The sequence below is a fragment of the Candidatus Zixiibacteriota bacterium genome, from assembly GCA_021159005.1.
GTDB lineage: Bacteria > Zixibacteria > MSB-5A5 > UBA10806 > 4484-95 > JAGGSN01.
Genome location: JAGGSN010000155.1, coordinates 1 through 13,725 on the forward strand (window position 1 = coordinate 1; position 13,725 = coordinate 13,725).

Consider the following 13,725-nt stretch of genomic DNA (forward strand, 5'->3'; position numbering starts at 1 on the left):
ACCTCCTGCCTGCCGGCGCCCGCCTGTCTGCGGACACGGGGCACGGTATTTTTATTAGCCGCCATTGGTTTAGCAAATAGTTTTATGGATGCCCGTTTTCGGGCTTGTTGAAAAAGTTATTGCAAAAGGTGAAATGTCGATGTTTGCCGGAGTTGCTCAACGTCTTGCTGCTTCTTGAATTGTAAATCAAGCAAGTTTCACTTGTTGAATGTTATTTAAAGAACTCTATAAAAAGGCCGGACAGTCGTGAATTATAAATTAAAAAATTGCGGATTGCAGCACATCACTTAATATTATTATCGCTACCCCCCTATCTCATCTCGAACAACTGCAATAGCTTTCTCGAAACCAAACAGCACCGCCTTTGATATTAGCTCATGCCCGATGAAGAAATCCTCAATCTGCTCGACCCGCGCCAGCTTGTCAATATCTGCCAGAGTAAGCGGACCGGCTGCAATTACTCCCATCGACAGCCGTTCGGCTAAAGCGGCGGCTTTAGATATATTATTCAGTATATCAACTCTTATAGAAAGGCTTTTCTCCTCACAGAATGATGTCGTATCTATGGCTATATAATCTGCTTTTCTTTTAGCGGCTGTTTTTACATAAGCAATCTCAGGTAAAACTTTTACGGCAGTAACAATGTTAGCAATCTGAAGCCGAGTGATATAATTATCATCATTATCTATATAATCATTTAATACAGCCATGTTTGGGCTAAGCTCTATCGTTTTTTCGACTGCTTTTTCATGCGCCGGCATTATCAACGCCAAAGGAATCCCAAGCACATCCTTTACGCTTTTCACGGTACGTTCATAACGGGGCGTGATATCGCTAACATCCATCTGCAAAGCGACACCACCAGCGCCGGCCAGTTCGCATAAAGCAGCGGCCTTAGCGGGATTTGGTTCGCCGGTATTGCCGTATTGGGCAAGATTAATAACCTCATCAAGTATAACTGTAATTCGCGCCATATCTATATTCCTCCTACGATAGATATATCCTATAAGAAAAATAGTTGTCAAGGATTAAACCGAGATTTTATAATAGAATTTGCAGCCATGCCCGCCGGCAGGCAGGTTGGAATTTTATAATGGCAGTGATTATCATATAAGACATTGCTATGAATAGATATCATTACGCATTTGGAGGAAAACCTCCCGGAAAAGTGAAGTATTTAATAGCTGTCTTATTATTACAACCGTCAACGCAGCCCGGCAGCATGGTAAATCTACGGTTCGCAATTCGGCCATCCGGAGGGCGCGCTGGTCGGTAGTTCGGATGTGTTATGCCAAATCGGTTCATAGGTAGAGCAATATTGTATTATGCCTGAGCCTCTAAAATAGGCAACCAATCTGATTACATCACTGCCCATAACTAAACAATCGCCGTTCACATCTGCTGAGGCGTAAAAGCCGTCAAGCAGGCAAGGATTGCTTGTGCCTTTGAAATAATTCACTAAGAACGTTACATCCCCGCCAATAACCATTGGCGGCCAGAGTCCATTATACATGTTGGCATCGCCGGGGAGATATTCATAGCCGGATATATTGACATAAGTACTGCATTCGGGAACCCACCATGGATCCTGTATTTCCTGATTTAGTGCGCAGTCTACTGCTCTTGCCTGGAAATAGTAAGTTCTGCCGCTGACAGCTCCTGTAAATTCGGCCGATAGGGAATCAACTCCTGTTAACCAGTAAACCAACGATCCGGCACCAGTATCAGCTAAAATATTATATGTACAGATACCGCTTGAGGGCACAGAGTCTTGGCCTACTGTCCAAGTTACTGCAAACGATGATGAAGTTGCCGTATCAGGCGAAGAAGCTACGCTTCCCCACGGCTTTTTTCTGTCCATCATGAGGCTTCGGTTCTCTGTCCAACCTGACCAGCCGGAACTATTGCCAGCCCTGACGCGCCAATAATACCAGCCATCCGGATTGTAATGGAATGAATAATCTAAGCAGCTATAGGCAAGCGTGCTGTCCTCATAAATAAGCGTGCTGAATGTTGGTTCATCATCAATTTGAATATGATATTCAGAGGTGCATAATTCGTTGCTCCAATCAAACCAAACACTCTGGTAGCCGGTAAGGAAACCATTAAGAGGTATATTTAAAGTCGGGGAATTAGGCGCCGCAGTAGCGCCCACATCCATATCGGCCATCATAACGTACTGCCAGTTAGTAATATCGGTGATAGCTACTGAAGTATTTCCGCCATAATAATCCTGAGATGATGGAAAGCTTGTATTATTAAAAGTATTAAAATTCTCGAAGAGAAGGGCCAACATAATAGGTCTGACCATAAATTAAACTGTCAAAATCTTGTCCGCTAACTATTCCCGGTTGGCCGCCGAAATCAACTAAAATAGCTAATGTATTCCAATTGGCTTTTTTGGTGCCCGGAGTAAATAGCGGTTCAAATGAAGGTTGATTAATGCCCATCCTTTGAGCATAACCCGGTTCGGCAAGATAAAGTGGTTTGGCAGCCTCGCCGCTTTTTATTTTTTGCAAAGCCTCCGGATGAGGCGGCATCGCCCAACCGACAGTTATAAAAATAACTGCTAACATAATGGTCATTAAAAAGCGCAGCATACTTTCCTCCTAATTAAATAATTCAACCATTAAATAAGCTACTCTAAAATTATATTTTCAAATTAAGCGCTAAAACTATTTGCGAAAATGCTTACCTTCAATAAATACATTATTATAATCATGTCAAGTAAAATGTTAATAGTGTTATGTTTACAGGATTCGGAAAAAAATTGTAATTTCAATACTTTAGTTTAAATAAATCATTATGAAGCGGGATTTATCGATTTCCCGTACACTAAATATATCGATTTGCGTTTCGCAGCGAACCATCAGAACGATAACAGAATATAAAGAATGCTGCAATTAATACTCACAATTAAAGAGTCTGCGAATTTGACGAATGCATATCATGCTTTACACTTCAACAAGAAATAAGATTAATCGTCCCAAATATAATGGATACATGTATCTCATATTTCTAATGCATTGAAAGTAAATGTCTTATATAATGAAATATTTATTCTAAACGCTTGCAATTTTGAGAAATATTTGATATATTTTATATATTGACGGTCAGTATGTTATTACCGTTGAGCAGGATTATATGAGTAATGAAAATGTAATCAGAATAGGAGACCTTCTAAAGAAAACGCTCGAGTCAGCTGGCATCGCCGACAAAGTCGATCGGCAAATGGCAGTTGCATTCTGGACTGAAATTGTCGGGCCTCAACTGGCTCAAAAAACGACAGCTTTGAAAGTTGAAAAAGATGTTTTAAAAGTCAGGGCAGTTTCATCACCTTGGCGAAATGAGCTTATTTTTTTTAAAAAGGTAATCCTGAAAAAAATCGCCGAGAGGATTGGCGAGGGTAAAATTAATGACATCTATTTCTATTAGAATTGCGAGGGACAAGTGAATAAGGATAAAACTATGCAGGACATCCCTGAAAAAAACAGCGTTTTAATACCGGCTAATATGGAAGCATCTTACACTGCTAAAACAATCCAGGTCTTAAAAGGGCTCGAGGCTGTTCGCAGACGCCCGGCTATGTATATCGGCGATGTTGGCACAAGAGGGCTTCATCATTTGGTATATGAGGTTGTTGATAACTCTGTCGATGAAGCGATGGCTGGCTATTGCGATTTAATAACTGTAACCTTAAACAAAGGCGATTCTGTTACAGTACAAGACAATGGGCGAGGTATTCCGGTTGATATTCATCCCACTCAGAAGAAACCAGCGCTTGAAGTTGTAATGACAATGCTTCATGCCGGCGGCAAATTCGACCATCAAACATACAAAGTCTCCGGCGGTCTTCATGGCGTTGGTGTATCGGTTGTCAATGCTCTCTCATCTAAATGCGAGGTTGAAATCTCAAGGGATGGCGATGTTTATTATCAGAAATATAAAGAAGGCACTCCGGCAACAACGGTTGACAAAATTGGCAAACGTAAACAAACCGGCACCAAAACTACTTTCATACCCGATTTAAAGATTTTTAACAAAATCGAATTCAAATTCGATACACTCGCTTCACGGTTCCGTGAATTGGCATTTCTAAATGCCGGCTTGAAAATTATCCTTAATGATGAGCGCGGTGATGAGTTCAAGACCAAGGAGTTTTTTCAGAAAGGCGGAATTGCTGAATTTGTACAGCATATTAATTGTAATAAAAATGTTATATTCAATCGACCAATATATTTCCATAAGGAACGCGATTCAGTTGATGCTGAGGTAGCAATTCAATACACCGACGGCTACTCGGAAAATATCTTTTCCTATGTGAATAACATTAATACTATCGAGGGCGGTTTTCACCTTATCGGTTTTAAAACAGCTCTTACCCGAACATTAAATAATTATGCCGTTAAGAACAAACTGTTTAAAAATGGCGATTCGCTGCTTATCGGCGAGGATACACGTGAAGGATTAACGGCTGTATTGTCAGTTAAGGTGGTCGATCCTCAGTTTGAAGGACAAACAAAAACCAAGCTTGGCAATTCCGAGGTAAAGGGAATCATAGAATCGTTAGTGGGCGAAAATTTGGGCATATTCCTCGAGGAAAATCCATCCGTTGGCAAGAAAATTATCGAGAAATGCAAATCCGCCTCCCATTCAAGAGAGGCTGCCCGTAAAGCCCGCGAACTCGTACGCCGTAAAAGCGCGCTCGAATCAAGCGCTTTGCCGGGCAAGCTGGCGGATTGTTCTCTAACGGACCCGTCATTGTGCGAGATTTACATAGTCGAGGGTGATTCTGCGGGCGGTTCCGCCAAGCAGGGACGCGACCGCAAGTTTCAGGCTATCTTGCCGCTTAAGGGGAAAATCCTGAATGTCGAAAAAGCCCGCATTGATAAGATTCTCTCCAATGATGAGATAAGGGCAATGATTACCGCTTTGGGTACCGGTATCGGCGATGAATTCAACACTGATAAGGCTCGCTACCATAAGATTATAATCATGACTGATGCCGATATTGACGGTTCGCATATTCGGACATTGATACTCACTTTCTTCTATAGGTATATGAAGCCATTGCTCGAAGCGGGGCATGTATATATTGCTCAGCCGCCGCTATACCGCCTTAAGAAAGGCAAACAGGAATTTTATGCTTACGATGACGAGGAGCGCGATCGCATCACCGAACGTTTTGGCGGCAGCGGTGTATCGCTTCAACGCTACAAAGGTCTTGGCGAAATGAATCCCGAACAGCTCTGGAAAACCACGATGAATCCCGAAACCAGAACCCTGCTTCAGGTTAATTTGGAAAACGCCGCTGAGGCTGATATTATATTCACCACGTTGATGGGCGACCAAGTAGCTCCGCGCCGCAAGTTCATAGAAGAGCATGCGAAGTATGTGCGTAATTTGGATGTGTGATTTTAGCTTTTAATCATGAATTAGTGATTTGAAAAATCGAGGAATCTTAACCCATGCCGCCAATTTACCAAATAGGCCCGGATGATGATGTTGACGAGCTGGAACTTGAACTCGAATACCAGCGCTCGCTGACTGTCGACCAGCGGTATAAGATGATGATTAATGCCAGTCGAACCGTATTAAGGATATTGATAGACAATGGGTATAAAAAACCTTTTGAAATCATTCAACGATCATGATGCCTTATATAAATATAAAATTAAATTGCTTGATTCTCTATAAGCATTTAGAAGGAGGTTTGCCATGAAGACATTCATTTTAATGACCAAGCTTTCGCCTGAGGTATCGCAGCAAATGAAAAATCGGGCGAAATTGGGACGCTCTTGGCTTGAGCAAGTCAGGGAGAAATGCCCGGATGTAAAATTTATCGCTCATTATGCGCTCTTAGGCCCGCATGATTTCATGGATATCTATGAAGCGCCGGATGATGAGACAGCCGCCAAGGTTTCAATGATAAGCATGGCTAATGGAGCATTCAGCGCCGAAAGCTGGTCGACAATTCAGTATAAAAGATTCGTGGAACTATCTGAAGAGATTTAAATAGCAATCGGATAATAGAGAGATAATATATCGGGAAATTATTACTATATTAATCCGGGGCGCTTGATATAACCGAAAAAAGGATATAATAGTATGGAACATAAAATTATACCGGCAACCTGGAAAAGCAAAGAATCGTTGTTTGGAATAATCAAAGAGCACGAAAAGCAGCAATGGAGCTTGCCGCAAATGGAGAAGTATTCGGCGGCGATATACTTATCCTTGTCAAGGATGGCAATTCTTATACGCATGAAATGATACCGATTATGTTTAAGACGAAAGATAAATTAAATGAAGTAATAGCTGAAAAAATCGGCGAGGGTTGGCAGGTCGCCTCGATTGGCGAATGTTTCGGCAGCGCTGTTATGATTGTTAAAAAACAAATGCCGTAAATGCTTCTAATAAATGCACTTAATTGTTTGCAAAAAATGCTGTGTTTTGCTTGTTGAGTAAATACAAGCATTATTATAATTCCTGAAATTTTTAAGGAATCCGGATGCTGTTGTATTAATAAGGGCTAATGAACTTCAACTTTTCAGTTATTATTAATATTGATTAAAATATTATCCTAAGTTACCGAAAATAATATTAGATTGACAATACTTATTAAATAAATAATGAGGAGCAATTATGCCTTCTAATCCCTTAACCGGTAAATATTATAATTTTCTCTCGAAATTTTATAAAAATATTAGCAGCAATCAAATCAAATGGACCAAAGGCAAAAACGCTAATTATTATTCTGCCGATATTAATCATAAATTTACTATCCGGATCAGCAAAATGGTAGCCAATATTGCAGCAAATTACTTTTTTAAAATGTTCGATGATAATGGAGTAAAGATTTTCGAGATAAACTCAGAGACCAACGGCCAGGATACTATTGAAGTCGGTGAAAAGGAATTGAAGGTTCATGATATGCTCGAGGAGATTTATCAGTGGTCGCAAGCCTTTTCTCAGGATACCATAGAAAAAATCGATATTGCTGCTAAGATGTTGGATTCGCTTGGCAAGAGTGTTTTTTAATTTGCGTATACAATAAGTTGTTAAATATATTATTGCTTTCCTAAAAAAGATGTTCGCTTCAACAAAGTATATTTGTGTGCATTACCTATGAAACTTGCGTCCTTCTGACGCCTGCTGTTTTAATATTTCATGATACTACTGTCCGGCCTTTTATCCGCCTTAGGCGGATGGTATAGTGATGTCATTCCCACACTGCCCGCGTCATTCCCAACTTGATTGGGAATCCAGAGATTGGTCATGCCGATACCTCCTGCCGGCCGGCGCCCGCCTGTCTGCGGACACGGGGCATGGTATTTTTTGTTATCCACCATTGGTTTAACAAACAGCTTTCTGGACTCCCGTTTTCGGGCTTGTTGAAAAAGGCCGAACAGTAGTGATTATCATATCCTTATAAAATCGTATAATAGTTGACACACTCAATTCCAATCTGACACACATCATAATCACAACAATTCAAGCTAAGTCTTGCTGTATAACCTCTTATGCTTATGGCATGGTATTTGTATTAATACTATATGTAAACAACAGCAAACCCTAACATAGGAGGAAAGATGAACAAGCAAAGGAAATTACTTCAGCAAAGTCAGCTTATGGCGATAATCATCATTTCGCTAATATCCGCTGTAATCATTGTCGGGTTTTCAATTAAGAAAAAACCCAGAGTTGCAACAATGGATGCGGCAGCTGATGAGGTATTAACCGCAGACACATTGGTTGAGGAACTATTAACTCAGCCGGTCGAGAAGCTCTGCCCTGAAATCGAGGCGGTTTACCATCAGCCGGGAAGGCTTGATATTCTAACTGGCGAAAGGCTGTATACAGTCTTAAAAGACAGCATCGGTTGGGGCAAGCCGAAACCGATTGAATATGATGACCGGATTATGCAGTTGAACCAAGTGCTTCATGAACATAACCGGATATTAATCGGCGGCGATAAATTGCTTATTGTCGGCGATGATTACTGCGAAATTTACAGCGAGCATGATATCGGCGCGCCGGTTAATGTCATACTTAAATTCGGCGAGGGCTATCTGATTGGCGCCAATAACGGCATCCACTATTTCAATGAGGAGGGTGTTGATACGCTGCTGAAAGCTGAGGCGCTGACTACCGCCTTGGCCGAGGATGTCGGCGGCTTGTGGATGGGAACGTTCGGCGATGGCTTATGGCGTTATGACGGCGAAAGATGGCAAAGACGGTACCTTCACCGCGACAACACGCTATTCGATTTTGTCAATGCGCTGTCCTACAACTACCCTTACCTTTGGGTCGGGACGCCCTCCGGCATATTCCGTTTCAATGGCGGAAGCTGGAACCAGTTGTTCGTTAGCGACTCCAGCGAGGTTTATGAGGTCAATTGTTTCCTGCCGATGTTTCTGAGGACTTATATCGGCACCGAGCAAGGGCTGTTTGTTTTCGCCAATGATTCATTGAATGCCGTACCGGAGTTTGAATCGGAACAGGTAATCGGGCTTTTCAAGGAGGGGAAAGATATCCTGATAGCCACCCGCGATAATGGAATCTTTAAACTTAAAGGAAAGGAGGCAATCCTGCGACCGGAACAACTAACTGTTACCCATTGGGAACTGGCTGATATTAAATAAAACCGGATGGCTGCTTTTACGATGCCGCTCCTGCAAAGGGGCGGCTTTTTTTGTTGGCCACAAAGGGGCAGACGAGTCCGCCTGTGGCGGATTCCGCCCACCAACGCAGCTTGCATTTTCGCGTAGGGGCGTATTGCATACGCCCTTTATCGGTCAACAATGCAGGTACATAGGGCTATACACCAACCATATAAAGGGGTAAATAAAATAGGCAGGAGTCGGGGACTCCTGCCCTACTTTACTGTTTGCCAGAGGCTTTAGGACGCTTTGCCGGGTGCCCCACTCCTGCCCAAAGCGGGAGTGGGTTGCCTCATTATCAACCTTTAGATTTTAGAAATAATCGAAAGCCAACCACATAATATAAAAGTGTTCCCTACTTCTCAACAATCTTCTCAACCGTCCATTTATCATTTATCCATAAGCCGATTACCTTGCTGTCGGGCTTGATGCTCTTGATTTTGTCTACAGAGATTCTCCGAAATATTCTGGCTTTATACCAAATAAAGTTCATAGTTTGCAACCTGCAACCAATTTGCCTACAATATATTGTGAAAAAGTGTTAGCTGTTTGTTCGGTGTTACATATCCTAACGGTTGACAAGGTCGATTATTTGATAACATATTGAGGATTAGCTAAATAACTCAAATAAATGTGTTAAAATTCATCACATTTTTAGATTTTAATGAATTAATTTAATTTGAACTGTTAATTAGCTTGCTTATGTATAGGCAGTTAACTCAATGCAGGGGATTTAAGTAATCGCGGTATAGATATTGCATTAAAGTTAGCAGGTGAATTATTAACAAAATCAATCTTGAAAGGGAGCGTAAATATGCGTAAACTAACAATTTTTACCGCATTGGCAGCTTTTTTAATGACCAGTTTATTATCTGCCGGTCAAATCACGAAAACATACGAATTTGACGAACCTCTGATTAGTCAAGTTGGCGAATATCAGCAAGTTATCATGCTTGACTGTCAAAATATCGCTAATCCGGGCGAACCAGACCTGCCCCGAAAAGGCGTTTCATTGCTTCTGCCGCCAGGCGAGGAGGCAGTTAGTATTTCGTTTATGTATGGTGATAAACTGAAACTTGAGGGCAATTTTTTCATCAATCCATTTCAGCGGGGATATCCTATCGGTTATAACGGAGAAAAAGAGGTTACTCAGCCCGAACCGTCAATCTACAATTCCAATGATAAATATCCCGAAAATACTTACGGAAGCTTGTCAACACATTTTATGCGCGGGCACGGGAAAGCTTATGCTGATATATGCCCCTTTGAATACTATCCCGAAAGCGGCGAATTATATTATTTTACTAATATCAAGGTTATTATTGAAACTGCCGGAACAGATAAAGCTCAGACTGCCTACTCAAAATTTCTCCGAACCGATAAATCAACGAATAATCGTTTAAGGGAAACAATCGATAATTCCGAACTGATAACCAGACTTTATGGCGAAACAATAACCGATACGAAAGACGGCGAATATGATTATCTGATTATCACCGATGATCAATTCTATGATGCTGTCTTAGCCTTAGCGAATTATAAAAACCATTGCGGCATGTTAACCGAGATAATCCTTATTGACAGCATCGAAGCAGAGTACAGCGGCAGCGATACCCAAGAGAAAATGCGAAATTGCATTATCGACCAGTATGAAGCTGCTTATATAGAATATGTGCTGTTGGCTGGCGATAATGAAATATTACCTCATCGGGGTTTATTCGATGATGCCGGCGGCTATGAAAATGAATATGATATTCCGGCTGATATTTATTTCAGTAATTTAGACGGCAACTGGAATACCGATGGCGACAGCCAATGGGGCGAGCCGGGCGAGGATGATCTTGACGGGGAAGTTTATATCGGCAGATTGGCTATTGATTCCGAGACAGAGATAACTAATTTTGTCAATAAATCCATCATATACCAAAGCCAACCATGCATAAGCAGTATCGAGCATGCTTTAATGACAGGCGAGGACTTGGGCTGGGAAGTATGGGGGAAAGACTACAAAGAAGAGATAAGATTAGGTTCGCACAATTGGGGCTATACTACGGCCGGGATACCTGCCAACATCGATGTTCAGACATTATATGATTATGATGACACTTGGAGCGGGATTGGTGATCTTGTACCGAGCTTAAATAACGGGCTTAACTTAGTTAATCATCTCGGACATGCTAATAATACATATATGATGAAGCTGTATAATATCGACATCAGCAACGGCAACTTCACCAACGACGGCATAGAGAACGGATTCTATATTATTTACTCACAAGGCTGTTATTGCGGCGCTTTTGATAATAGAGATCCATATGGAAGTTATGGAAACGACTGCATTTCAGAGAAATGGACAACTATTGAGCATGGACCGGTTGCTATTGTCTCGAACAGTCGCTACGGTTGGGGCAGTCTGAATAACACAAATGGCTCGTCCCAATATTATGACCGTCAGTTTTTCGATGCTATATTTGGCGAGGATATTACCAGAATCGGCGCTGCCCAAAATGACTCAAAAGTGGATAACAATTCATTTATAGGCTATGGTCAAAACCGCTGGTGCTATTATTGTAGTAATCTATTTGGCGAGCCAACTCTTGATATCTGGACGGCGCTGCCGGCTGTTATTGAAGCCAATCATGCTGGTGTTGTCCTAATAGGCCAGGAGGATTTTCAGATTAATGTCGCCGATATTGATGGAGACCCTATCGTTAATGCCCTCATCGGTCTTTCTTTCAACGATGTTTGCGTGGGCAGAGGCTATACCGATGAGTTTGGCGATGCTACAATTGAGTTTTTTGTTGATATTGACCAGGCTGGAGATATGGATATCATTATCACCGGACATAATCTTACACCTTATGAGGAAACCATCGAAGTTATCCCGCCTGAAGGACCATATATGACATTTGCATTATGCCTTATTGATGATGATGAAAACGGCAACGGCAATGGCTTGCTGGATTTTGGCGAAACAGTAGAGCTTCTGCTTTCTCTGGAAAATGTTGGTATCGAGACGGCGGAAAATGTTTATTCGATTATAAGTTGTGATGATTTCGAATATTTTGAAATTATTGACAATCAAGCTGATTTCGGAAATGTTGCCGCCGGAGAAATCGTCCAGAGCGATGATGTTTTTATGGTAAGCATTAGTTCTAATTGCCCCGACAACCATCAAGTCAGGTTCACAATCACTACTTATGCCGACAACTATCCCGATGAATGGACGCAAAGCTTCACGCTTATTAACCATTCGCCTGTTCTTGCCTGTGTTAGCATAGAGATTGACGATAGCAATGGCAACAATAACGGCGTTATAGATCCGGGTGAATCAATTGAACTGCAGCTAAATCTGCTTAACGAAGGATCATGTGAAATTGATCAATTCGATGTCCTTTTATTTACTAATGACACCTGTATAACCATTGACCAGAATAGCTCATCAGTCGATTCCATACCTGTTGGCGAAACATCCCAACTCGTTACGCCATTAGAGATAAGCGCCCCAATTAGCTGTCCCAACCCTTATATATTTGGTTTAACAATATCGCTTCTTGCCCCAAATGGCTATTTCTGCAGCTTCCCGCTGTCTTTGCAGGTTGGCGGGTTCACCGATGATATTGAAGCGGGTGAAGGCAATTGGACACATTATGCAAACACCAGCGGCTTCACAGATCAATGGCATAGGACTGACGCTCGCAATCATTCTCCAAACGGTTCCTATAGCTGGAAATGCGGCGGAAGCGGAACCGGCAATTACGATAATCTATTGGATGCCGCTTTAGTTACTCCGGAAGTAAGCATAGGCGAAAACTGCGTGTTAAGATACTGGCAGCGGATTAACTCTGAAACAAGCAACTCTTACCCTGGTTATGCTTATGATGCCGGTAAAGTAGAGCTATTCTTTGAAGGTGCTGATTCATGGGGAGCTATCGAGCCGGTTGACGGCTATCCATACCTTATAAGGACAGGCGGCAACCCGGGACCATTCCCAGCAGAAACAGCCTGTTTTGCCGGTTCCGAGAACTGGCATTTGGTAGAGTTTGACCTGTCTGAGTTTGCTAATCTGCCTATCCAAATTAAATTCAGATTTGGCAGCGATGGCTCTGTTGCCCGCGAGGGATGGTATATTGATGATGTCAGGATTACATCCGGCAGTATCTATGCCGCTCCATTAGAGTTAGAAGCTGGTATCAATGAGTATTATCAAATCTATCTAACCTGGCAAGCTCCGGAAGAAAGCAGCCCCATAGGCTATAACCTGTATCGGAGTAATGAATCCGGCAATTATGGTTCGACGCCAATTAACAGCGAACCGATAACCACTCTCTCATTCACTGACTTGGTTTTTAATACGGACAATTATTATGTCGCCACTGCGCTTTACGAGGATGGCATGGAAAGCCACTACTCAAATGAATCGTATGTTTTGGGTCAAACTTCTATCGATGATGAAAAGCAAATCGTGCCGGATAAGTTTGAGCTTCTCCAGAACTATCCAAATCCGTTTAACCCGTCAACAACTATCAAGTTCAATCTGGCGAAATCGTCTTATGTTGCTATCGATGTATATGACATCCTTGGCAGAAAAGTTGAAACGTTGGTTAGCAAGCAAATGCCTGCCGGTTTCCATCATGTTGTATGGAATGCGGGCAATATCTCATCGGGAATGTATTTCTACAGGATTGAAGCCGGTGATTTTGTAGCGACTAAAAAGATGGTTATGTTAAAATAGCAATTAATTTACTTTACTCAATAATTCTAACTGGTGGTGATGCCTCTGGCTGCTGTAAAATATATAGCAGCCGGAGGTTTTTATTTTGACTTAATAAACAATCTTTTAAAAGTGGACTTGTTGCGTATAACTCATCTTCTACAGTTCGATTTGTTAAGCAATTTACTATAAGCAGGTTACAAAGCGCAAAAAAGTGTAGTGCCTCACTTTTTCAGCTTATTACAACAAATTCAGACTGTCTGTTTAACGTTTTCCTGCCTGCCGGCGCCCGCCTGTCTGCGGACACGGGGCATGGTATTCTTGTTATCCACCTTTGAGTTAACGAAC

The 13,725-nt window shown here is 41.9% G+C and carries 12 protein-coding genes; 8 read left to right on the forward strand and 4 right to left on the reverse strand.

What is annotated here, in order from left to right:
- Positions 1-302 precede the first annotated feature (302 nt).
- The 3 genes from J7K40_10190 to J7K40_10200 all read right to left on the reverse strand — a co-directional run bounded on the left by J7K40_10190 (position 303) and on the right by J7K40_10200 (position 2,600).
- A complete protein-coding gene (locus tag J7K40_10190) occupies positions 303-974 on the reverse strand; it encodes a pyridoxine 5'-phosphate synthase (protein ID MCD6162767.1) in 672 nt (223 codons plus the stop codon).
- Positions 975-1,231: 257 nt separating this feature from the next.
- A complete protein-coding gene (locus J7K40_10195; protein MCD6162768.1) occupies positions 1,232-2,296 on the reverse strand; it encodes a fibronectin type III domain-containing protein in 1,065 nt (354 codons plus the stop codon).
- Positions 2,268-2,600 (reverse strand): hypothetical protein, encoded by a 333-nt coding sequence (locus tag J7K40_10200; protein MCD6162769.1) that lies wholly within the window; start codon positions 2,598-2,600, stop codon positions 2,268-2,270. Before J7K40_10200 ends, J7K40_10195 begins: the two co-directional genes overlap by 29 nt.
- Positions 2,601-3,144: 544 nt before the next feature.
- Between J7K40_10200 and J7K40_10205 the strand changes: the two genes are divergently transcribed.
- From J7K40_10205 to J7K40_10235, 7 genes are all read left to right on the forward strand, one after another.
- The gene (locus tag J7K40_10205; GenBank protein ID MCD6162770.1) at positions 3,145-3,435 is read left to right on the forward strand and encodes a DUF721 domain-containing protein; all 291 of its coding nucleotides are present in this window, start codon (positions 3,145-3,147) and stop codon (positions 3,433-3,435) included.
- A 33-nt stretch (positions 3,436-3,468) separates the two neighbouring features.
- Positions 3,469-5,415: a DNA topoisomerase (ATP-hydrolyzing) subunit B gene (gyrB, locus tag J7K40_10210; GenBank protein MCD6162771.1), complete on the forward strand. Its 1,947-nt coding sequence runs from the start codon at positions 3,469-3,471 to the stop codon at positions 5,413-5,415.
- Between the two features lie 53 nt (positions 5,416-5,468).
- On the forward strand, positions 5,469-5,654 hold the full coding sequence (locus tag J7K40_10215; protein ID MCD6162772.1) for a hypothetical protein: 186 nt from the start codon (positions 5,469-5,471) through the stop codon (positions 5,652-5,654).
- Positions 5,655-5,718: 64 nt separating this feature from the next.
- Positions 5,719-6,015: a GYD domain-containing protein gene (locus tag J7K40_10220; protein ID MCD6162773.1), complete on the forward strand. Its 297-nt coding sequence runs from the start codon at positions 5,719-5,721 to the stop codon at positions 6,013-6,015.
- A 93-nt stretch (positions 6,016-6,108) separates the two neighbouring features.
- Positions 6,109-6,273, forward strand: coding sequence for a hypothetical protein (locus J7K40_10225; GenBank protein MCD6162774.1), 165 nt, complete (start codon positions 6,109-6,111; stop codon positions 6,271-6,273).
- A gap of 372 nt (positions 6,274-6,645) precedes the next feature.
- Positions 6,646-7,041 carry a hypothetical protein gene (locus J7K40_10230; protein ID MCD6162775.1) on the forward strand — a complete coding sequence of 132 codons (396 nt, stop codon included), beginning with the start codon at positions 6,646-6,648 and terminating at the stop codon, positions 7,039-7,041.
- Between the two features lie 551 nt (positions 7,042-7,592).
- On the forward strand, positions 7,593-8,645 hold the full coding sequence (locus tag J7K40_10235; protein ID MCD6162776.1) for a hypothetical protein: 1,053 nt from the start codon (positions 7,593-7,595) through the stop codon (positions 8,643-8,645).
- Positions 8,646-9,018: 373 nt separating this feature from the next.
- On the opposite strand, the gene J7K40_10240 is transcribed toward J7K40_10235, so the two are convergent.
- Positions 9,019-9,156 carry a hypothetical protein gene (locus tag J7K40_10240; GenBank protein ID MCD6162777.1) on the reverse strand — a complete coding sequence of 46 codons (138 nt, stop codon included), beginning with the start codon at positions 9,154-9,156 and terminating at the stop codon, positions 9,019-9,021.
- 321 nt (positions 9,157-9,477) lie between these two features.
- Between J7K40_10240 and J7K40_10245 the strand changes: the two genes are divergently transcribed.
- Positions 9,478-13,398, forward strand: coding sequence for a T9SS type A sorting domain-containing protein (locus tag J7K40_10245; GenBank protein MCD6162778.1), 3,921 nt, complete (start codon positions 9,478-9,480; stop codon positions 13,396-13,398).
- The last annotated feature ends 327 nt before the right edge of the window (positions 13,399-13,725 follow it).